Origin of the sequence: Candidatus Poriferisocius sp. (assembly GCF_965219775.1) — a bacterium.
In the GTDB taxonomy this organism is placed as follows: Bacteria; Actinomycetota; Acidimicrobiia; order Acidimicrobiales; family Bin134; genus Poriferisocius.
In genome coordinates this window covers 2,708,059-2,729,327 of the sequence record NZ_OZ244793.1, presented here as the reverse complement: position 1 = coordinate 2,729,327, position 21,269 = coordinate 2,708,059, and the positions used below count along the sequence as shown (strand labels likewise).

Sequence of the window (21,269 nt, the reverse complement as noted above, 5' to 3'; positions counted from 1 at the left end):
CGGAACCACGTCGTGGCCCCGTGTTCAGACACTACGCCCAGCGGGAGTGGCATTTCCACCCCCTGGTAACTGTGTTCTCAGCCCGGCCCGCGGTCCGGCGCGCCGGCCAGGCTCAGGCGCGCACCGGGTCGAGACCGAGGACGCCGGCCAGGGTGCCGCCCAGCATTGCCTGGCGTTCGTCGGTAGGAACCCCGGCGAACTGGCGGCGGTTCAGCTCACCGCTGGAGCGGAAGGTGCCCTCGGCGTGGGGGTAGTCGTTGCCCCATACCAGCGTGGACAGCCCGGTGATGTGCCTGCAGGCGATGGCCACCGGGTCGTCCTGGAACTGCACGTGAAACTGGCGCTGCACGTACTCGCTGGGCATGAGCGGATAGGGCCACTTCTCGTTGAGCCGGAAGAGCTGGGCCATGTCGGGTTGATCGTCCGCCGGTCGCGAGTCGTCCCACTTGCCGAGCCACCAGTCGGCGTCCTGGCCGACGCCGGTCACCCAGCACTTGTCCATTCCGCCGACGAGCGACGCCAGCCAGTGGGCGTTGAATTCGATGAGCGAGAAGTGCAGGTCGGGATGGCGCTCGGGCACGCCCGCCCCGACCAGGTGGCAGATCAACTGGCTCGGCACGAAGATGCTGTGTACCGCCTGGGTGACCATTCTCTTGGCCGCCGCCCTCTCGGTCATCGGCTGGTTGACCTGCGCCGCGTTCTCCAGCACCACCTTGAGGGTGATGGCCTCGGCGTCGTCCACGCGGACCCCGCCGGTCTGGGTGTGGAAGAAAACCTGAACCCCGGTGGCGCTCAGAGCATCCCAGACGGGGTCGAGGTCGCGGGTGTAGTAGTTGCGGGGCGGCGTCGCCGGCAAGAGCGCGGCCCGCAAACCCATGTCGGCAATTCGCTCGATCTCGGCGACGGCGTCGTCCAAATCGGTGATCGGGACGGGGGCGGTGAACACCAGACGATCGAAGTGCTCCGAGAAACGCTCCACCACGTAGTCGTTGTACACCCGGGCGTGGGCCATGGACAGCTCGTGATCGTCCGAGTAGAGGCCGAACAGCGACAGGTTCGGATGCATGACCTGGACATCCACGCCGTCGAGGTCCATGTCCTCGAGAATGCACTGGGGGTCGCCTTCGGGCATGCGCCCCCCGGTCTGGCGATAGCGCGACACGGTCCAGCCCTCGTAACCGGCGGTGTGGAGGCGCCGGAACACCCGGGCCCCGCCTTCCACCCACGGCTCGTCCAACTCGAACTCCTCCTCCCACACCGCCCGGTCGCGCAAGTGAGAAGGCAGCCGGGTCTTGAACAGATCGGTGGGCTCGAGCAGGTGGCCGTCGCCCGAGACTACGAAATCGTCGTCAAACGAGTCGGCTGCGCCGTTGGTGTCCTGGATGACCATGAGATGCCTCCCGAAACATGATTCTCACCGAGCGAGAACGATCGTCCCCGATCCTAGGTCATCGGCCACCGGTGCGAAACGGCGGTGGCCTCGCCACCACGGCCATCGAGGGCAATACCCTCACCGAGGACCAGGTCGCAGGAATCCTACACGGCACGTTCCGTGCCCCGCCGTCAAGGGCCTACCAGGAGCGGGAGGTCAAGAACGTCCTGGACGCCTTGATGGCGATCGACCGACAAGTCATGAGCGGCGACCTGCCTGCCATCACGGCCGAGCTGTTCAGCGACTACAACCGCCAGGTGCTCGACGGCACTCAGTACGAGCACCATGTGGTTCCGGGGAAGGTCCGGGACTACTCCGTCGGTGTTGGCGGCTACCGGGGGGCACCACCTGAGGACTGTGAGCACCTCGTCGAACGACTCGCCCACTGGCTGGAAGGCGACACGTTCCGGTCCGACGATCCCCAAGAGCGACCTGCCGGGACTCACCCCCAAGCTCGCCGCCCTCTACGCCAGGACCGGGCCTCGCACGCTCAGCCAAGACCTCAACCGGCTCAGAGACGTTGGGCTCGTCGTCAAGAAACCCCACGGCTGGCAATCCAACGACACCGTCATCAGAGCCTTCCTCCCACCGACGGCCTCGGACGAGGAAACGCAATAGACCCCCACGCCGTGTTGCCTGCTGCCGGGGGCGAAGCGGGGCTGCTATAGACAAGTCGATATAGTAGAGTGTTGTCGTGGAACCGGGAGAGCTCCTTCGGGTGGCCCGGCAGCGCTCCGGCCTGAGCCAGGCGGCCTTGGCTGCCCGGGCGGGCACGAGCCAGCCGGTGATCTCCGCTTACGAGAACGGGCGCCGCGACCCCACCACCGGCACGCTGCGCCGCCTGATCGCCGCCACCGGCAACCGCCTGGAGCTGCGCCTGGCCCCCACACCGCCCGACATCCCCCCACCGGCGAGCCCCCGAGAACACGCCGACCGCCTCATGGACGTGCTCCTGTTGGCCGACGCCGTCGGGCACCGCCCCCGCGCTCCGCTCACCTTCCCCCGAATCTCCTCGCAATGACCCGACTGTCGCTGCCCGAGAAGATCTTGGCCGTCGACCGTGCCCTGGAACCCATCCCCCACGCCTTCGGGGGTGCCATCACCCTCGCCTATCACGCCGAACCCCGGGCCACCATTGACATCGACATCAACGTCTTCGTGCCTTCAGACCGGGCCGCCGAAGTACTCGAACCCCTCGACCGGCTCGGTGCCGAAACAAGTGGCGCTGCCGAAACTGCCGCCGCTCACGGCCAAGTCCGCATCACCTGGGACGGCACACCCATCGACCTGTTCTTCTCCTACGACCCCTTCCACACCGCCGCCCACCGTGCGGCCATTACCGTGCCCTTCGGGGACCGCAACATCCGGGTGCTCTCCGCCACCCACCTCACCGTCTGCAAGGCCGTGTTCGACCGGCCCAAGGACTGGATCGACATCGAAGCCATGCTCGGGCTCGGAGCCCACATTGACGCCGCTGAAGCCCTCCGCTGGGTCAGCCGAATCACCGGCGACGACGACCCCAGATACAACCGCCTCGCCACCCTCCTCACCACCCAGCCATGACCTACCCCCAAAACCCTGACACGCCTCTGCACAAACGACGTCGGTGATCCAGGCAATTCTCTTATGGGCGGCTACTGGAGCACTCGTCCAAGGTCGGCGACGAGGATGACCGGGTCACCAGGCACGGACGATCCCGTCGGGATGCCACTGGTCGAGAACTTCGAGGCCGCGGGCGCGGTCTTGGGCGATATCGAGGGCGACGATGATGTGGTTGGCCACCGGCCACCCCTCACCTGTCGTCTTGGAGTGATCGACACGCCGCAGACAGGTGAGCCGGACCGGCGCCAAAGCGATGGTGCAGGCGCGGCGGTTCGCGTCGTCCGCATCGCCGAGAACGGAGCGGGCCGCCCGGAACTCCGACTCCGAGGGCACGTAGAAGTCGGGGGGATGGTCGCCCCGTGCCACGATCGGCATGCCCCACGACACGGCAGCGAGGGTGTCGGTGAGCGCCCACCCCATCGTGTCCGCGGGTTGGTCGAGGCCGAGCCCGAGGCGTTCTGCGCTCCGAGTACTGGGGTCGGGCAGCGCAGCCAGAGGGATGGCTCGTCTTCGCCACACCGCCAGAAGTTCCTGAAAGAGGTCCGGAACCATCGCCTCACCGTCGGAGGTCAGCAGACCGTCTTCGCGCAGCCCGGCCATCCCGTTCGAGACTGCACTTGGGGCCCGGTCGAGGTAGCGGGCGATCTCGCGGACACCGTGCGGCCGGTCCGGCGTCAGGAGGCACGCGATCGCCACCTCCTTGGCAACCTGGCTGTCGAGCGAGCCTCGCGCCCCCATCCCGATCGGCTGCGCCGACTCCACTACCGTGTCGATGACGAGCGGCGGGTCGACGATCCGCAACTCACCCCGCCGGTCGAAGTAGTTGATGCCCGTGTTGCGGAACGTCTGCTTGGCATCAGAGGAGATCCGATCTGCGACCATGAGGCTCGGAACACGATCGCGCTCCCGATCACGAGCAAGTTCCTGCCCGAGCGCGGAGGTGATCACCGATTTCACCTCGACTCCGAAGCGCCGCCCTGCGGCCTTCACCACGAAGTCCAACTCCGGCACATTCACCGCCGTCACTGACGCGTCCACGCCAAGACTCTCGAGAGCGCCAATCAGCGCGTCGACGGCACCGCTCTCAATCTCAGCAGCGGTCCTCCTGACCATGCCCCCACTCTAGCAGTGTTCTGTGTACTTGTATACGAGAACACAGAACACTGCCCCAAATCAGCTCCACCAGCATCGCCATCAACATGACCCTTGACCGCAGGTGCTGGCCGACCCGGACTCCTAGTTTGGTACCGGCCCCTTCGGCAGGTGGAACGCCTCAAATCGCCATTCAGTAGTCATAGACTTCGGCCCGCCCCACGACACTGGGGCCGTGCTGAGCAGCAGCAGAGCGGATGACCGCAGCAATCCTCCGCACGCTCGGTACAGAAAGATCGATCGTCTGGCCAGTTGTGGTTCCGATCGTTTCCAGCGTCCTAAGCCCAGAACGGGGTAGGTAGTGGGGTGGTGGGAGAGCTGAACCCAGCCCTTGCTCTTCAAGCAGAACTGTGCGCTTTCGTACAGAGAGGAAGAGCTTGTCGAGGATCCAAGTGTCCAGATCTGCGAGTTCCTCACAATCATCGATGAGCGGGTATGCGGACATCACTCCACGGAATCGCCGCAGTGGAGCTTCTCGCCGCTGGTACCGCCGGACGGCCTTCTCAGATAAGTCTCCGTAAAGATACCTTCGAATTCTCCAGATGACGGACACGTAGTCTCTATCTACATTGCCGGCGAATCGACAAGGGTTCTGTTTCTTGTGAATCGGCTCATGTAGAAGGCCCCAATATGTCAGCTGATCAATTCGCTTCTTGACTCTGGCAATCGCAGCATCTTTTAGAGTTGTGCTTCCGAGACCAAGCCGGTAACCAAGATAGTCAACGCTGTCTGTCGACTGTATCTCAGTCTCAGCTCCAGGTGGGACAAGAAGCCGCACTCCAGGGGACTTCTCAAGGTTCACATTGACACCAATTTTCTCGGCATGCTCATGAAGAAGCCTAACGGCCTCGCAAATGCGCCCATAGTCTGCAGACCAGAGCAGGGTGTCATCGGCATACCTGACAAACCCAACTCCAATCTGTTCAAGTCCACGATCAAGCTCCCATGCTGCAACATTAGCCAAGAACAATGAGATCGATGTGCCTTGGGGAATCCCACTCTCTCTGGGGTTACCACCGAGAGATGTGTAAGATGAGCTGTCGCTCGGAGCGACACGCAGGAATCCTTCAATGGCTCGCTTTTCTATTTCAGTCAACAAGAAGTGGTTGAAGAGGATCCGTCGAATGTGGTCATGGTCAATTGTGTCAAAATACTTGGTGAAGTCATACTCAGCGACAAAGAGTCGGCTGTGACGTGTGAACTCGGAACGCACATACTGGATTGCGTCCTGTGCTGACACGTCCTTTCGATATGCGTATGCCCTGGCACTCAGGATCGGCAAGTTCTTCCTCAGGATCCCTTCGAATAACATTTTGGACACCGCGCTGTCAGCTACCTGGTAGATGCAGACCTCGCGGGAAGTAGCGTCCGGCTTTTCGACCGAGAATCTAACGGGATTCCGAGGCTGGTACGTGCGGTCCCGGAGCCGTGCGCGAATGCTATGGGCTATGCGTGAAGCTCGTGCCCGAGCGAGATAAGGGTTGAAACCATCGTCAAGCTCCCAACTGCTCGGCCTCTTGGTCCTCAGGCTTGGCTGAGGATCGGTCGTCCGAAGAGCACGGCGGACGCTTCCCTCGGCAAGGAGGCGTGCCTGTGTTTCGTGCCGCACGATGAGCCGCCTTGCCTCCCGGCGAATCTCTGCTTCGACTCCCATGGCCACGCCTCCCGCTGGTGAGGTCCGGCCCCAAGGGGCCGGACCCGGCCTCCTGAGATTCCGGAAGGGAAAAGTCGCAATCAAGCGGATGCTATGTCTGACGACGCAGCACCCGGTTCGAGCCACAGGGTGATGAACCCCGGTGTGACTCAGCAGGTCTCCGGTGGCCTACCCCCCTAGGGGGCTAAAGACAGGATACCGATCCAAGAGGGGCCCATGCCCAAGCCCTAGCAGCAGAATCGCGCGGCACAAGGGTCTTTGACCATTGCGCATCGTTGCTCACCCATGGCTGCCTTGAGACCATTTGGCAGATCTCCCAAGCGAGATCGGCATAGCGGCCACTCCCCTGCGGTGAGTTCCACTCGGCGGTCCCCCCAGTCGTCGGACAGAACGACGACACCGCACATCTCTGAGGGGGGATGGCCTTCGTGTAATGGCCCGGAGACGTCTGACCCACCCGATCGGCGCGCTGACCGTCTACTGCCGCCTTCGAACTTCGTCTGCGAACTGGGGCACTCCCGCTCGCGCGAGGGCGTCGAGGAGCGCAGGGACCGATTTCGGCTTTCTCCGGTTCGCGACTGCCTGTCTTCCAAGCTCATCGATGACCGTTCGAGGGGAGAGGTCGAGAAGATCGAGAAGAAAGGGGTCGGGATGAATGACTTCGACCTCGAACGGGTCAACGCTCTCATCAGGGAAGTCATTGGTGTTGAAAGTGACGATGGCTGCAGCCTCAGATCGGACCGCTGCGGCCAGCACGTGACGATCCTTGTCGTCGCACGTCATTGCTGGGATGAGCGGCAGGTACCCCTTGATATTGGCGTTTGGGAATGCCAGCCGCATCTGATCAAGCAGGTGATCGATTGCGGGCTTGGTCACTCCGGCCTTGACGAGGTTTCGTTCGAGTTCGATGAGGATGGCCTCTGACCACTGCGCGCGGTACAGCCCGCGCTCGGCGAAGCGGAGGAGGCTGTCCCGCAGGTGCGCGGGATAGAGCACACACGTGTCGAGGACGACGGTGAACGCCACGAGAGTGGGTCAGCGGGTGCGCTTCGATGTTGCCGTCTGCTCGTACATGCCGCTTTGGTCGGCGATCTCGACCATGCGGTCGAGCGCCTCGCGAGCCTGCAGGGAACGTCGATCGCGGTAGGAGAGGACATCGGAGAGCAAGACACGGCGATGGCGTCCGGGCCGTTCGTAGGGAATCTCACCGTCTTCGAGCAGCTTCACAAACGTCGGCCGGCTGACGCCGAGCAACTCCGCCCCCTCCTGGGTCGTGAGCCGCTGATGCACCGGGGCGATGGTGACCGCCTGACCCCTTGCCATTGCCGCCACCACTTCTCGAAGCACCTCGAAGACCTCCGGGGGCAACAGGAGCTGCTCTCCGTCGGGGCCTGTTAGCGTCGCCGACGGCGCATCAGCCCCAGTCAAGAGCGCGAGCAGGCCGTCAAGTGGCTGCTCGGGTGGAAGAACCGTGTGATCGAGGGTCGATGACGTCATGGCGACAACTCCTTGCGTCAGCCTCTATCGTAGAGCAATTCGAAAGAAACGCAACTCTCCGGACCTTCGTTGAAGCAGGCCCACAAGGAACGGGGGGCGGTGCGGGGCCGACACAAGCCAGCGGCAAGGGTGAGACATGAGCCCGCCACCTTGTTGTCCTTTGACCGCTACGGTGTCCATGCTCGCGAGGTGCTCTGGGGCGCCGATCCATAGAACTCACCCCTGCGCATGACCGCCGGGGGTAGGTCCGGCATTCGAGGAGAGGTGAGGGGGGGCCGCTGAACATGCTGGCTTGGCTAGGGTGCCTTGTGTGACCACCCGTACACGCCCAACCAAGGAGCCCCTCTACCTCCGGGCGGCAATTGTCTGGGGTGGCCAGGGACGCCCGCCCGTACGACGGGGAGTTCCACGCGACGACGCCGAGGTCGAACAGGATCTGTCCAAGGCCGTAGCGGTGTCGGCGCCTGGCGAGCGACCCCGACGACGGAACATCTAGATGGCAAGGGACTTTGAATTTCACGCAGTGGCGGGGTCGGGACTTGAAGCCGCGATCTTCGGGCGATGAAGACGCTGCGTTAACCCCTCTGACCTGGGGAGATACGAGAAATCGCTGGTCAGCGGCTCCGCCGGGCGACCGGTCTGCCCTGCTGCTCCCCGCTGCGTCCCCGCAGTTTCGTGAGAATTCCGTGAGCAATCTTGGGCCTCTACTCGGGGCCCGCGGCGGCGCCAATGAGATCACCGATGCCGACTTCGACCTCGTCGTCGTCGTACACCGCAGTGATACGCAGCCGACCACCAGTCGCCTCGATGAATCGTGCGAGCGTCGCCAGGTGCAGGTTCTCTCTGCGTTCCAGGCGTGAGATCTCCCCTTGGGTCATTCCCAGGTCATGGGTCAACTGTGCCTGGGTCAGGCCCCTTGCCTTCCGCAACGCTGCGAGTGTGGCGATTCGTCGGTTGATCGCCGAGCGCTTCGTTTCCACGGCGGCTGCGAACTTCGGGTCCTGCATCGCCTCGTCCCGAGCCCGTAGGACCCGGTCGGTGGAACCGGCGAAGTCGTCATCGCTGTGAGTGTCGGCACCGTCGGGGATGACGGCTCGCTTCGTGTTGGTCATCGTGTCCTCCTGGCTTGGGCGTTCTGCGTCGGATGGGTTCGTTCCCAGTCGCCGACCATGGTGCTTTCGATCTGGTTGACGACGCCGGGATACCACTCGCTACCCAACGTGGTCTTGTCGCCGGCGAGCATCACGACCGCCACTTCTTCGTCGGTCTCGGTATCGGTGAACCAGACATCTGGGATCCGAAAAACCGGTGGACCATCGGCGTATGGAGTCGTATTGGCCGGCCATGATCGACGCGTGGGACGAGATCACCTGAACCGTCTCGCGGCGCTGCTACGGAACCTCAGGACCGAGAGGTCGTACGCCACTCGGCAGACAGCACCGACTGGCAACCCGGTCATCAATGTCCGTGGAGTTGAACCGATCGGACTCCCCGTGAGCGCCGCACAGGCCAGCGAGTTCCGACTCATCGCTCGCCCGGCGAAGGACCACGGCGAATGCACGGTGTTCGACCGACGGGTTCGGGACACCAGCGAATGCCCGGAAACTGTTGGGTCTCCGGGCCTTCTGGTTGGTGGCAGGGGAACTCGGTGGATCCCGCCCTGGAGCTCCAAGATTCGTTGATCTCGACCAGATCTAAGTTCCAGTTATTAGATAACTGATACTTAGAGCAGTCATGGCTTCACACTTGCGGAGGCGCTGGGACGGGAACTTCCGGGGGATGAGTCGACGAGGTCGGCGCAGCTGCGACTACGACGCGTACCTCGCCGACTGGGACCTGTCGATCCCCGCCGAAGCTGTGGTTCGCGCGCTGAACAACGCGGGCACAACTCACGGGAGCCCCGAAGGTCTGGCACGGTTCCTGCTGCGGGCCGAATCGGTCGGGTCCTCCAAGATCGAAGGCCTCGAGGCCGCGGCCCGTAGCCTCGCCCAAGCCGAGGCCGCGATCGCGCTCGGCGGTGACGCCAACGATCGCGTCTCGATCGAAGTGATAGGCAACATCGCCGCGATGGAATCGGCCGTCGAGTTCGCCACCGGAGTCGACCCAATCGAACTCGACGATCTGCTCTCGTTCCACTGCACGTTGATGGACAGCTCCCCCACACCCGAGATCGGTGGTGTCGTCCGAAAGGGGCAGAACTGGATCGGCGGAAACTCATTCAACCCGTGCAACGCCACCTTCGTCCCTCCGCCACACGAGTACCTCGACGACCTGCTGACCGACCTGCTCGACTACGTCAACGGCGACGAGCACTCCCCCCTCGTCCAGGCCGCCGTCGCCCACGCACAGTTCGAAAGGCTGCACCCCTTCGCCGACAGCAACGGACGCGCCGGCCGAGCCCTGATCCATGTCGTGCTGCGACGCCGGGGCCTCGCTCCCACTTTCGTGCCGCCAATCAGTCTCGTGCTGGCCATGTGGTCCGACGACTACGTCAACGGGTTGATGACCTTCCGCCACCTCAGCGAACCCGACAGCGCCGAACGGTCCGCTGCCGCGGGCGAGTGGCTACGAATGTTCGCCACCGCCACCAGCCGAGCCTGTCGAGACGCCGAGGCCTACAGCCAAGACATCAAGCGCATCACGGCCTTGTGGCGCTCGAAAGTTGGCCGCGCCCGAGCAAACTGCAGCACCGACCTGCTGTTGCGCGTCCTACCCGGCGCGCCGATCGTCACCGTGGAGTCGGCCAGCAAGCTGATCGGCCGGTCCAAGGCGCGAACAACTGAAGCAGTCAACGCCTTGGCCGAAGCGGGCGTGCTGCGTCAGCGCAACGTCGGCCGACAGCGGTACCGGGTCTTCGAGGCCACCGAGGTTCTCGACCTGTTCACCAGTCTCGAGCGAGCGCTCGCCAGCCCAACGGGAAACACGAGAAGCGATCGACCCGTCCGGCACGTGCACCAACGACCCGAGAAGAGCTGAGGCCCGCCGGCCCCTCAACCCCAGAAGATGCAAGAGCGGTCGGCATCGATTTCGTCGAGAAGTTCACCGACGTGCGGCGTCGGCTCGGCGTCCCAGTAGCGCTGGAACTTGGAGTTGCGGTCTGCCCAATAGAGGGTCCACTCATTGCGCGACTTCACGTATCCGAGCCGGGCGATCGGCGTGCGAGTCCAATCCGGTCCGATCATGTCGCTCCAAGGCGGCCGACAGTCGAAGATCGTCAACCCCCGGGGCGTCTCGTCCACCTCAACCCGCATCTCGTCGCGGTACTCCGGCGGCGTCTTCTAGTGTGCCCTCTTCCGCACCCGATTCGCGTCGAACTCAGGGGCCATCGGGAGCCTCAGACGAGGGCGTCCACATGTAGTCCAGGCATTCCTCGAAGTACTCCCCCGCTCGTCGCGTCAACTTCGTCATGTCGAGAGCTTCCAGTGCCGATCGCTTCAGCTGCTCCATCGAAGTGAGCGGACCAACGGTCTCCAGGAGTAACTTGATCTCTGAGCGTGGGATCTCGTAGAGCCGTCGTGATCCACGCTCTCGAAGGACGACCGGAGGAGCATCCGGCAAGTGGAGAGTCTTCTCGATCTGTCCAACCAGCGAATCTGAGATCTGCGCAAGCTGACCCGACCGCAAGGCCCGGAAAACAGCCCGGTTGAAGACCCGCCTCATCTCCTTCCCGACACGGTTGCCGCCGGCCGCCTTGGCGTATAGCTGGTAAGCACGGAGAGCATGCATGGGCCCTTCAGCGGAGACGATCTCGACGAGCCCGGCGACAACTTCTTCCTGTGTGGCGAACGCCAGCTCCGGGAGCGCGTGCGGCTGCCACTCCCGAAACTGGTTTAGGTCCAGGGGCTGTCGGTCGTGGCTCGTCGAGGGCGCGTCAGTTCGGGCTTCTGTTCCCTCCGCGGCGGCTGTCGGCCAGGCCGGGAATATCTCGGTCTCCACGGGGCTGGCCATTGGGCGAGCTTCCCCAATTCCGCGGTCGGTCGCCGGGCCGTTCTCGTGCCCGCTCGGCTCGCCCGTGATGGGCCGCCAGGCGGCCCTGCTCTGGACGGGGATCTCCGCACTTCGGCCGCCGCCAAGAGATTCCTCAGCCGTGTCTTCGTCGTCCGCCGCTGAGGCTCCGGCATCTCGAACCGAGCGGACCGTCGAAGCGGTCGGCTGGGAGATCCATTCGTCACCGGTGGGGATACCCAGTTCCTCAAGTCGTCTCCAGAGCGGTTCGAGCGCGGTAGCCCGGTCGAGATAGAACGACGAGCCCCGAATGCGCTCGAAGGTCCAGCCAGCGCGTTCGAGCACCATCTCTCTGGCGCGGTCTCGATGCCAGGCGTCTTCGCCGTGCCAGTGGTCACCGTCGACCTCGATCGCCAGCCTTGCGTCGGGGCCTTCGACGACGATGTCGATTCGGAACCGGCCGACGGGGTACTGGACCTTGACCATCCGGTAGCCGCGACTGAGGATCTCTCGGACGACTGCTCTCTCGAATTCCGATTCACACTTCTCCTCGAGGCGATCGAGGTCAACGGCAAGTGCTCCGGGGTTTCGACAGTAGCGGATCAGTTCGCCACGCAGATCTCCGTTGGGAAATCGATCCGGCTCCACGGAATGTACAACCCACATCTGGTCACGGGCGCGCGATGCGGCGACGTTGATGCGCCTGGCTGCAGGAAGTCCAGCCATGGCTGCGATGCGACCCTGTGGCTTCAGAGGGTCGGTGGCCACGACCGTTGAGATGATCATCACGTCGCGTTCATCGCCTTGGAAGTTCGCTGGTTCACCGCATCTGATCTCACGCTCCAGAATCACGTCAGGGCCGAGCCGCTCATAGAGAAGGTCCCAGATCCGCTTGGATTGCGCCGTGGCCAACAGCGAGATGACACCAAACGTCATTCCGTCGTAGTCCGGGTCATCGCACAGCTCAGCGAGCAAGTCAACGACTGCGTGAGCTTCTGGTTCGTTCACATGGCCTTCGCGATATCCGTCCTCTACCTTGATCGCTCCGACACAGGGCCAAGCGGGTCTTGGCAGCTGATCTCGGAGTGGGACGATTGAGTTGTCGTAGGCGTGGAGGTTCGAGAATTGGATGATCTGGGGCAGCGACCGAAAGTGTTCGGTGAGCATCACTACGTCAGGGAACTTCTGAAAAGCGAGATCGTAGAGGCTGCTGTCAGGATCGAAGAGGGTCTGATAATTGGGGATCCCGGCGAGGTACTGCTCCAGAAGATCGAAGACCGGCTGACGGTTGAGACCGACGTTCTCGGGACTGGTCTGCTTGTTGTCGCCGACCACGATGGTCGACTTGGCCAAGCTGAGAAGCGGGAGTGCCTCCAGCCCCAGCTGCGACGACTCGTCGATAACGAGGACGTCGAATCGCGGGGTTGCGTCCGGCCGAAAGCTGGTGAGCGCACGATGGGTTGGCATTATCCATACAGGCACGGCGTCCTTGGACTCATTGAGCGCCGTTCGAATCTGGGCGAGCCATCGGGCCGCGAACTTCCCGCCGGTCCTTCCATAGCGCCTCACTGCCTGGAGGTAGCTATTGAGCGCTTGTCGCTCGGCGTCGCCGACGTTGTCGGCGAGCCGGAGCCATGCCATCTCTGACACTAGGGACGTAACGGTCCGGCGGCGATTGTTCGCCAGCTCCTCGAGTTCGCGCTGCAGTTTGGCGGGGTCGCCAGTTCCCTCGATTTCGTCAATCCAGGTGCGGAGTTGCCGCCATTGCCAGGCCAAGTCGAACTCGGCGGGGAACCCCGCCGCATCAGGATTCGTAGCAATTCGTTCAGCCCAGATTGGAGCTACACCGCGGAGCGCCTGGTGCAGCTCACGGAGGCGCATGGCTTGCGGTGCGATCGACGTGAGTTCTTCTACGTCCGAGCGAAATTGATCCCATGCGAGCGTGTCTTGCCGCTCCGCAGCATCAGCCAACAGCGACCAGAGAGGCGAGGCGTCATCTTCCTCCGCTCCTTGGGCGAGACGACAAGTAAGTTCCTGCACATAGGACCGAGCAGATAGTTGTTCGCCCCTATGTGGCAGCAACTCAAGGACCTGTCGAAGGAGCTCGAGATCTGGGATCGCAGGTTTAGGAGGAGAGGTGATTCCGAGATCGGTCAGAGCGCGGGCGATCTCGGACTGCCGAACACCCTCGTTGAGCGTGTCCTCCAGCCGTTCAAGAAGACTTCCGATCAGGTCCTCAGGCACCGCGCCCTCGAGCGCGGGCCCGTCGATCCGGGCAACTCGATTGGACCACAGCGTCTGAAGCCTCCGCCTCGATTGATCCAGCCAGACCTTGCGGAGGCAGAGTCTGACTTCTTCACCGGTCGCGGGCACACGCCCGTCGACCGAGCATTGCTCCAGCGTCTTCTTCCGGTCGCCGGCGAAGATCCCGAGTCTTCCTTTCTCTCGTAGACGAGCCTCAGCTTCGCCGAGAGCCTTCTCGAACTCGTGGCTGACATCCCCAGGAACAACGATCTCGTGCGCTTCGAGCGACTGTCCCGCTTTGAGCAGGGCCTCTCGTTCGCTCCGACATCTAGCGGCGAAGTCCTGCCAGCCTGTGACGAGCGCAGGATCCACCAACTGCTCACGGAGGCGCTGCTCCCACCCGTCGGCAGGTCCGGTCAGCCGGTCGAGTTCGTTCTTCACGCCGGCGAGGAGCTGGCCAAGCAGCGATGGATCCGCTGCATCGATTCGTTCCCAACTCATGATGTGGGGAAGGACCTGTTGGACACCTTCGGTTGCCACCCGCAATGATTCGAAGCGGGCAGAGAGTTCGGAACCAGTGGGAAGCTCGCTCAGAGTGGGAAGGGTGAAGGCACAGGATGTTGCGCGCTCGACACCGACTCGTCTCAGGAGCTCGACGTATTCGGCCAGATCGGACGCTCCGAACGGTGCTGACGTCGAAACTTCCAGCGCGTCGGGTATGTACCCCAACCGCTGAGTGTTCTCAGCGAGCCACTTCGCAGCTGTCGCAGGGGTGATCCCGGCGCCGGCAGCCCAGGTACCCGGTAGCTGATTCACTTCGGATGAGCGGACGGACAAGAGCCGGTCGGTCGCAATGGCGATCCCGCGGTCGATCAAGTCCAATTCTTCTTCTAGGCGCCGAATCTGCTCACCCGCATAGACGCGATCAATCGCAGAGACCCGCGTTTGGATCTGTCGAATCGATGATTCCAGACGCCGGCGCCCTTCCTCGTCCGTCCCAAGGACCGACACCGTCAGATCGCGAATCTCTGGAGGGACCTTGTCAGCGAGCACTCTGAGGGCCTGTTCCTTCTCGGCGACAACGAGGACTCGACGCCCGTAGGCCACGTAGTGGCTTATGATGTTAGCGATCGTGTGCGACTTGCCAGTTCCTGGTGGCCCCTGGACGGTTACTCCTGGCCTGTGCTGAGCCAACTGCAGAATTCGTTGCTGTTCCTCGTTGGATGCCAGCGGCAGAAGGAGAGGCTCGCTGTTTGAGTTTCTGGGCTCCCAGTCCTCAACCAGCGTCGAAGGAGAGTCGATCACCACCGCCTGCAGAGAGTCGGGCGGGATGGCACCCGAGTTGTACAGCTCACGAAGATCGTCCAGAAAGCCCTGGTAGTTGGGGCGACGGCGCCGGAGGAAGAGCGTCCAGGACTCGTCGGCCAAGGCCACGCCAGGCCGGGAGTCGACTTCGCCAGCAAGGCCGCCTTCGTGGTCGATCGCTCGAGTCAGCCTCCGGAGAAGCTCCCGTGTCTCGTCCTCGTCCCACAGATCGATCGCCGACTCATCGTCGGCAATGGCGCGCCGAATCGCATTGAAGGCTTCCCGGTCGTCGATCTCGACGTCGGCTAGGAAGAGAGACTCCGCCTCAACCGCTCCAGCAGGACGCACCGAGAGTTGCCGGGTATTCTCATCTTTCTCGATCTCAACCGGAATGGTCAGCAGAGGATGATCGATGCGTTCGCCGGGCCGAGCCTCCTGTTGAAGCCGTCCGAAGCCCCATACAAGTTCGAGCGAATCTCGATCAGCAAGGAGCCGCTCCCGCTGTTCGAACAAGTCACGGTAGAGGTCCTTCGCAGCCCGAGCATCCTTGTAGACACCAGCCCACGGCTCCCACGTGGTGGTGACCCAGGACTCGGCTTCTTCGGCGAGAGCGAAGTCATCTTCGGTTGGGTTCTCGGGAAGCTCGACGGCCGGTCGATTGTGCGCGTTCAACTCAGCTGCGGGCCCGAGGAGCCAGTCGAGATGTTCGGGCACGGCCGGACGGGTCGGAAGTTCGACGAAGTCCACCGTTAACCAGAGCGAGTCCGCAGGCGTAAGCCTCACGCCAGAGACGTCGGGCAGTCCGTCACCATCGAGTTTGAAGAGCCCGTAGCTCGAGATGTCATGGACCGGCGGATTCTTCTGTGCGTCGAACGCCGCCAGAAAATCGACCAAACTGAGGACCCTCTGCGTCGATTCATTACTCATCGCGCACACCTTCATCCCTCGACCATCTCCGCGCCTGATTCGATCCGGGCGCCCTGTTCGGGTGCGAGGTAGTCAGAGGCTGATCTGCCATAAGTCTCTCCATTCTGCGCCAGATCAGCGGAGTGGGCCGGTTCTTGGGGTCAAGGGATCGCCGGCAGGCGAAGGCGAGGACACGGAGCTTAGCGGAGTCCCGTGGCCGACCCTTGACGCCGCATCGGTTGATCACCATTGGTCTGGCCCTGCCCCTCGGGGCGGGGCTTGGCCGCTGGGTCATCTGAATCGGAGTGCCCGTCCCTCAATGCGTCGGGCTTGCAGCCGTTCCCGGGTGACGGCTTGTTCGATCCTGCGCAGGCCGCCTGCTGCGAGCGCCCGGCTGAACAGGAAGCCCGTCGGGAGCTTCCGACCGTTCGTCGGTGTCAATGGTCATTGGGTTCTGCGCGGTGGCGGTCAGTGGGACCGCGCGGTGGTGGGCACGCGAGGCCCATATCAGCGGCTTGCTGGTCTTGTCCGATACAAGTCGATCCTCGCTACTCCGATCGCGAGAAGGTAGGGATGCGGCGCGCGGACTTCACGCTGTGCGTGACCCCAGGGACAGACGGAGGCCGAGTTCGGCGTCTGCGGCGGCGAGTTGCTCCCGACATCTGGCCCGGAAGCCATCTTCGAGGAGCCTCCTATCTATCGCCTTCGTGTCGTCGATCGGCCACATCGGGCTATCTCCTGTCGCCAGCACGATCCGCGTGACGATCGACCGGCGGACGAGATCACGCAGACTCCCGATCGCTCGCCACTCGTCAACGCCGTCGCTGCGTTCACCTGCCGCGCCGGCGACGGAGCGAATCCGTCCCAAGAGCTTGGCGGCCTTAACATCCGCGGCGTGCTCGACTTCTGACCTCATATCGTAGAGGTGACCGATATCGTCGAAGAGCAAGTCGCTTGACTCCGAATCAACCTGCAGCAGGAGGCAGAGGCGCTGTCTAAGGCGGTGCTTGACCGCTTCCCTAGCTCCCTCAGGCAAGAGCGCTCCCTCCATTGCTCGAATCAGACGCGGTACCTGCTCAGTCCAGCCATCGAATCCAAACGAGTCCTGGAACGACCGCAGGGCCGAGAACCAGCCAACGGCACCGAGCTTCCGCTTGATCGCCAGCGCATCTGCCTGAGCGATCGTCTCATCCAGCCTGTCGGAGAACTGCTGAAAGGCTCTGACGTCGCTCACGCTAAGGGTTGCGACATCCTCCGCATCCGCAAGCGCCGATGCAGTTAGGGGTCGTAGGGCCACGACCTTGACAACGGCCGGGTGAAGGCACCTGCTTCGACGAAGCCGGACCACTCTCGGATGTTCCGGGCCGACGTTCTCCTGAAGAGTCGGATTGCCATCACTGCCCTGTCCAGACGTCTGGCTGGCTCTTCGAGCTGCTCCGCCCACTCGAGGGCTGGGCGATACTCGCCGGTGGCGCTAATGATCACGTGAGGGTGTTGCGAGAAGAGGATTTGCTCCCCTCGCTCCAGCCCAGGGAGACCTGTCTGACCCCGGATGTCCAACCTCCCGGGATCCCCCAGTGGTCTTATCTCCACGCTCTCGTCCCGGACTGATATTGGGTCGCTCAACTTCAGATGCGACACGATGCGATGGGTCGCAATCTGATTCGTGTCTGAGCCGACGAAGGCGAGTAGGTCCTCGATAGCCCGCGAGAAGGCTTCGCTTCTCGGCATCCTCGCCTCGTACGCGCACGCCCGCTCAAGCATCGAGAAGATGTAGGTGCTGGCGACTTCTCGTGCTCGATCCACACTGATTCCCGATCCATCGGTCTTCATGCTGTGAGCGAGCCGCTGCGGGAACGCCTCCACGAGCGCGTCCTCCAGGTCAGCCATAGCATCTGACGAAAGGTCGGGCCCGAAGTAGTCGGTCCCGAAGCTCAAGAAAGGCCTGTGCCGTGGACGTGGGAGCACGCGGAGCTGCTCCAACTGCGCCCAAGACTCCTCTAAGAAGGTCGCCGCGGCCGAATGAAGCGAATCAGCAACCACGATCGACACAGCAGTTCAGTCGCACGAGCGCTTGCACCAGTCCGCCTCGCGGTCCCCGGCGGACGACGCGGTTACGTCTCGCGGCGGACGCCCTTGAAGGAGCCCCCTGACTGCTTGGTCGCAATGAACCGACCTGAGGAGGTGTCGCGCTTGGTCCACAGGCCCGTGCGCGTGTTCTTGACCTGAGAGCGTCCGGTCACTGCACCCACGCGCCCTTTGCCCTTAGCTCCGTTCTTTGCCACACGGCCTCCCAAGTGTCCTGTCTACCAAGTCTAGAGCCGCTCGAGGGCGTCTCGCCCTTGTTCCAGGGTCTCGCCAAGCCACCCGAGATCAACATCGGAGGCCACTAGGCGGAGGGCCGCCACAAACCACAGGAGCGCGATCATGATCGCCAGGCCGACCCGGCTCCTCTCCTGAAGCCGATGAGAGACAGCCGATGTGTCCCGGGTGAGCACGATGGCTCCCGCAAGCGTAAGGGGGAAAGTGAGCAACGCAAGGTTGGCTGCGAGTTGGTCCCCCTCGGGGAGGAGTATGGCGACTCCGATGGCGAACACGACCATGACCCAGATCGAGGAAATGAGCACTCGAATCGGCCGCCTCGGGCGCAGCTCAACTGCCACGTCTACGAAGTAGGGCGTGTCCTCACCGTTCGAGACGTAGATGGCTGCCGTGTCGGCTGTGTAGCGAAGCGAGTCGACAACTGGCACACTTACGCCACCTTCCAGATTGCCGAGGGCGCCCTCCCCGGGGCGTTCACGGAGCGCATGGGCCACTCAACGATCAACGTCACCCTCGGGACTCATGACCACCTCTTCCCCGCCATCGACGCTCAACTCGACGAAGCCCTCGCTCAGCGCTTCGATGCCTCAGCAAGGCGCACTCGAAACTCCGAGGACGCAGGGGTGTTCCTGCGAACCGAGGGCCACCTAGGCTAGACGCATGGGGTCGCGAATCACTGGCAAACTCGTGTCCGTTGGCTACGAGCGCCGAACGATTGACGAGTTGGTCTCCGTCTTGCGAGACGCACAGGTGCAGGTCCTAGTCGACGTTCGTCTCAACGCGATCTCTCGAAAGCGTGGCTTCTCAAAGACCGCCCTCGCTAGGGCCTTAGCGAACGCCGGCATCGAATACCGCCATGAGCGTGCCCTTGGGAACCCGAAGGACAACCGCGATGGCTTTCGACGGGGCCTTCGCGAGGCGCGCCGACGATACGAGAGACACCTGGCCATTGGCGCCAGCCCGACCAAAGACGAAATCGTGGAGCTTGCGCGATCTAGGCGAATCGCTCTCTTCTGCTACGAGCGCGACCACGCCGACTGCCACCGCTCCTGCATCACCGAGTCCGCTTTGCGCGATGCACCTGAACTCCAGCTTGTAGAGCTCTAGGAGGATTGGGCGGTGCGAGAGCAAGCCACCGTGATGATCACAGTCAAGGCGTCCCCCGAGATCGGCCGGACCCATGGCGAGACAGTTTGTGTCGCCGGCGTCCGGCTCGATGGCGAGACGTCAGAGTGGATCCGCCTTTTCCCAGTCCAGTGGCAGTGGTTCTGGCACGGCAGCCATCCCAAGTATCAAGTCGTCGAAGTCGGGATCAGCAAGCATCAAGCCGACCAACGGCCCGAATCGTACCGACCCGAGCTGGACTCTGTGCGCGTCGTTCGGGAAGCTTCTACATCTGAGGAACGTAGAACTGCCATCAACGCCCTGCCGCAGTACACGATGTGTGACCTGCTGAAGGCGAAGGGATGGAACAGGCCATCCCTTGGGCTGGTCGTTCCGCGAACGATCCGTGGGTTCGTCGTCGAGGACCACGGAGACGACCCGGCACACGCCAGGAGGATGAACCTCGCAGCACAAGCGAGTCTGCTGTCGCCAAGCGCGCCCCCTCTCGAACTCTGTCCGTTCGCCTTCAAATTCCAGTACGACTGCATCGCGGCCGAGTGCAACGGCCACACGCAATCAATCGTCGACTGGGAGATCTCGGAAGCTTGGCGCAGGTGGCGGCGTACCTATCCGGACGACTACCTCCAGCGCATCGAGGACAAGTGGATGAGCCTCGTGCGGCCCACTCGGGAGCCAGCCTTCTTCGTCGGCAATCAACATCAGGCACCGCAAGGATTCCTCGTATTGGGCATCGCTCGAGACGTCACGCCAAGAACACCTACGCCCACAGCTCCCGACGTCCCTCGAACCCCCCCAGCTCCGAACACCGCCACGTCAGAACCGACGCTCTTCAACTGAGCTGGCGCCACAAGTGTCTCTTCCAAGCGGCACACCGGTAGGGCGACGCGAGAATTCTGTTGGATAGTTGTCCCCGACTGCAGACCCGCCGAGAATGACGAAGGCCCGGGAACTTTGGAGTCCCCGGGCCTTCTCGTTGGTGGCGGGGGCAGGATTTGAACCTGCGACCTTCGGGTTATGAGCCCGACGAGCTACCAGACTGCTCCACCCCGCGTCGAGTGGAGTGATCACTATATCCCCGTGCCGCCGGACTGTCATCTGGTTTTTCGTGATTTGGCGATGACAGCCCGGCGGTCGCCCGGGGACAGGGCGAAATTGCGGCACCGCTAGCCGGGGCGGGCAAGGGCCTGGATCTCGGCCACGGCCAGGGAGTGTGGCGCGGCGGTGAGCACCTGGGTGGGCACGGCGGGGGGCGGGTTCGGGCACGGTCCGCCGTCGTATTCGCAGGTCACGGCCACGTCCCAGTAGGCGGTGACCACCAACGAATAGCGGAGTTCGGGGCTGTTCAGCGACGAGCGCCGGTAGTGGTGCAAGCACCGAGACGGCTGGTCCAGCGGATCCCGAGCGTGGTCGAAGGCCAACACGTTGGCGGCGTCGCACCACCGGGTGGTTCCGTCGCCAAAGTCCACCCGCAGAAAGCCCAGTCGCCGGGGGGAGGCGGTGGCGGTGAGCCTCAGCTCCTGGCCGTTGAGCGTGGTGCGCACCGTTTCGGTCACCGGCACCCGCTCCGCGGCGGGCACCCATACGTAGGTGGGCACGTGTACCACCGTCACCTCCGCCGGGGCCGTGCGGGTGGTCGGGCGGGGAATGTCCAGGCGACCCCACGCCTCGTTACGCAGCCGGGTGGTGTCGACCACCGTGGGCGGCGCAGGCTCGGCCGGGGCCGGAGGCCGATACACCCAGAACGTGGCCAACTCCAGGGCACCGTCGGCCCGACACAGCTTGAACACGTACTCCTCGGCCGGGTCGGGGACCAGGAGGTAGTCGTTGTTCAACCAGGCGTTCAGCTCGGCGAAGCCGCCCCGGCGGTACCGGCACGGCGGAGGCGAACCCCCCGCACCGCCCCCGTTGCCGGGGGACTCGTGACCGGGCACCACCACCTCCAACCAGGCCCCGAACTCCACGTGGCCGTCCCCCACCTCCACCGACGTACCGCTCTGGCTTTGGGCTCGTACCGCCGATGCTCCCACCACGGCCGACACCACCAGCGCGGTGACCACCCAGGCCAACAGCGTGACGCCTCGCATT

Annotated in this window: 19 protein-coding genes and 1 tRNA gene; 5 read left to right on the top strand and 15 right to left on the bottom strand. The window is 63.4% G+C overall.

Annotation, left to right across the window (positions count from 1 at the left end; genetic code table 11):
* Window positions 1–112 precede the first annotated feature (112 nt).
* Both ACOQPQ_RS12300 and ACOQPQ_RS12295 read right to left on the bottom strand, forming a co-directional pair.
* The gene (locus ACOQPQ_RS12300; protein WP_420639719.1) at window positions 113–1,390 is read right to left on the bottom strand and encodes an amidohydrolase family protein; all 1,278 of its coding nucleotides are present in this window, start codon (window positions 1,388–1,390) and stop codon (window positions 113–115) included.
* Between the two features lie 173 nt (window positions 1,391–1,563).
* Window positions 1,564–1,818 carry a hypothetical protein gene (locus tag ACOQPQ_RS12295; RefSeq protein WP_420639718.1) on the bottom strand — a complete coding sequence of 85 codons (255 nt, stop codon included), beginning with the start codon at window positions 1,816–1,818 and terminating at the stop codon, window positions 1,564–1,566.
* Between the two features lie 308 nt (window positions 1,819–2,126).
* On the opposite strand from ACOQPQ_RS12295, the gene ACOQPQ_RS12290 reads away from it, so the two are divergent.
* Both ACOQPQ_RS12290 and ACOQPQ_RS12285 read left to right on the top strand, forming a co-directional pair.
* Entirely contained in the window at window positions 2,127–2,453 is a 327-nt protein-coding gene (locus ACOQPQ_RS12290; protein WP_420639717.1) for a helix-turn-helix domain-containing protein, read from the top strand.
* Window positions 2,450–2,995 carry a nucleotidyl transferase AbiEii/AbiGii toxin family protein gene (locus tag ACOQPQ_RS12285; protein WP_420639716.1) on the top strand — a complete coding sequence of 182 codons (546 nt, stop codon included), beginning with the start codon at window positions 2,450–2,452 and terminating at the stop codon, window positions 2,993–2,995. Before ACOQPQ_RS12290 ends, ACOQPQ_RS12285 begins: the two co-directional genes overlap by 4 nt.
* Window positions 2,996–3,109: 114 nt before the next feature.
* On the opposite strand, the gene ACOQPQ_RS12280 is transcribed toward ACOQPQ_RS12285, so the two are convergent.
* The 6 genes from ACOQPQ_RS12280 to ACOQPQ_RS12255 form a co-directional block, all read right to left on the bottom strand.
* The gene (locus tag ACOQPQ_RS12280) at window positions 3,110–4,147 is read right to left on the bottom strand and encodes a transcriptional regulator (RefSeq protein WP_420639715.1); all 1,038 of its coding nucleotides are present in this window, start codon (window positions 4,145–4,147) and stop codon (window positions 3,110–3,112) included.
* 172 nt (window positions 4,148–4,319) lie between these two features.
* Window positions 4,320–5,840, bottom strand: coding sequence for a reverse transcriptase domain-containing protein (locus tag ACOQPQ_RS12275; RefSeq protein WP_420639714.1), 1,521 nt, complete (start codon window positions 5,838–5,840; stop codon window positions 4,320–4,322).
* A gap of 477 nt (window positions 5,841–6,317) precedes the next feature.
* Window positions 6,318–6,866, bottom strand: a complete 549-nt coding sequence (locus ACOQPQ_RS12270) for a PIN domain-containing protein (RefSeq protein ID WP_420639713.1) — start codon at window positions 6,864–6,866, stop codon at window positions 6,318–6,320.
* 9 nt (window positions 6,867–6,875) lie between these two features.
* A complete protein-coding gene (locus ACOQPQ_RS12265) occupies window positions 6,876–7,337 on the bottom strand; it encodes a helix-turn-helix domain-containing protein (protein WP_420639712.1) in 462 nt (153 codons plus the stop codon).
* Window positions 7,338–8,041: 704 nt separating this feature from the next.
* Window positions 8,042–8,449 (bottom strand): helix-turn-helix domain-containing protein, encoded by a 408-nt coding sequence (locus ACOQPQ_RS12260; protein WP_420639711.1) that lies wholly within the window; start codon window positions 8,447–8,449, stop codon window positions 8,042–8,044.
* A complete protein-coding gene (locus ACOQPQ_RS12255) occupies window positions 8,446–8,592 on the bottom strand; it encodes a hypothetical protein (RefSeq protein WP_420639710.1) in 147 nt (48 codons plus the stop codon). The genes ACOQPQ_RS12260 and ACOQPQ_RS12255 overlap by 4 nt, the downstream gene beginning before the upstream one ends.
* Window positions 8,593–9,116: 524 nt before the next feature.
* Here ACOQPQ_RS12255 and ACOQPQ_RS12250 point away from each other — a divergent pair.
* Window positions 9,117–10,313, top strand: a complete 1,197-nt coding sequence (locus ACOQPQ_RS12250; protein WP_420639709.1) for a Fic family protein — start codon at window positions 9,117–9,119, stop codon at window positions 10,311–10,313.
* Window positions 10,314–10,327: 14 nt separating this feature from the next.
* On the opposite strand, the gene ACOQPQ_RS12245 is transcribed toward ACOQPQ_RS12250, so the two are convergent.
* The 5 genes from ACOQPQ_RS12245 to ACOQPQ_RS12225 form a co-directional block, all read right to left on the bottom strand.
* Window positions 10,328–10,588 (bottom strand): DUF3024 domain-containing protein, encoded by a 261-nt coding sequence (locus ACOQPQ_RS12245; protein WP_420639708.1) that lies wholly within the window; start codon window positions 10,586–10,588, stop codon window positions 10,328–10,330.
* Window positions 10,589–10,652: 64 nt separating this feature from the next.
* Window positions 10,653–15,725 (bottom strand): AAA domain-containing protein, encoded by a 5,073-nt coding sequence (locus ACOQPQ_RS12240; RefSeq protein WP_420639707.1) that lies wholly within the window; start codon window positions 15,723–15,725, stop codon window positions 10,653–10,655.
* 601 nt (window positions 15,726–16,326) lie between these two features.
* A complete protein-coding gene (locus ACOQPQ_RS12235; protein ID WP_420639706.1) occupies window positions 16,327–16,971 on the bottom strand; it encodes a hypothetical protein in 645 nt (214 codons plus the stop codon).
* 44 nt (window positions 16,972–17,015) lie between these two features.
* Window positions 17,016–17,789, bottom strand: coding sequence for a hypothetical protein (locus tag ACOQPQ_RS12230; RefSeq protein WP_420639705.1), 774 nt, complete (start codon window positions 17,787–17,789; stop codon window positions 17,016–17,018).
* 263 nt (window positions 17,790–18,052) lie between these two features.
* Complete coding sequence (locus ACOQPQ_RS12225; protein WP_420639704.1) at window positions 18,053–18,487, bottom strand: hypothetical protein; 435 nt, start codon at window positions 18,485–18,487, stop codon at window positions 18,053–18,055.
* Window positions 18,488–18,719: 232 nt separating this feature from the next.
* Here ACOQPQ_RS12225 and ACOQPQ_RS12220 point away from each other — a divergent pair, with 232 nt between their 5' ends.
* Together ACOQPQ_RS12220 and ACOQPQ_RS12215 are read left to right on the top strand one after the other, a co-directional pair.
* Window positions 18,720–19,166 (top strand): DUF488 family protein, encoded by a 447-nt coding sequence (locus ACOQPQ_RS12220; RefSeq protein WP_420639703.1) that lies wholly within the window; start codon window positions 18,720–18,722, stop codon window positions 19,164–19,166.
* A 12-nt stretch (window positions 19,167–19,178) separates the two neighbouring features.
* Window positions 19,179–20,021: a hypothetical protein gene (locus ACOQPQ_RS12215; protein WP_420639702.1), complete on the top strand. Its 843-nt coding sequence runs from the start codon at window positions 19,179–19,181 to the stop codon at window positions 20,019–20,021.
* A 137-nt stretch (window positions 20,022–20,158) separates the two neighbouring features.
* Here the strand turns inward: ACOQPQ_RS12215 and ACOQPQ_RS12210 are convergent.
* Window positions 20,159–20,235 (bottom strand) — tRNA-Met (locus ACOQPQ_RS12210).
* Between the two features lie 112 nt (window positions 20,236–20,347).
* Entirely contained in the window at window positions 20,348–21,268 is a 921-nt protein-coding gene (locus ACOQPQ_RS12205; protein WP_420639701.1) for a hypothetical protein, read from the bottom strand.
* Window position 21,269 lies beyond the last annotated feature (1 nt).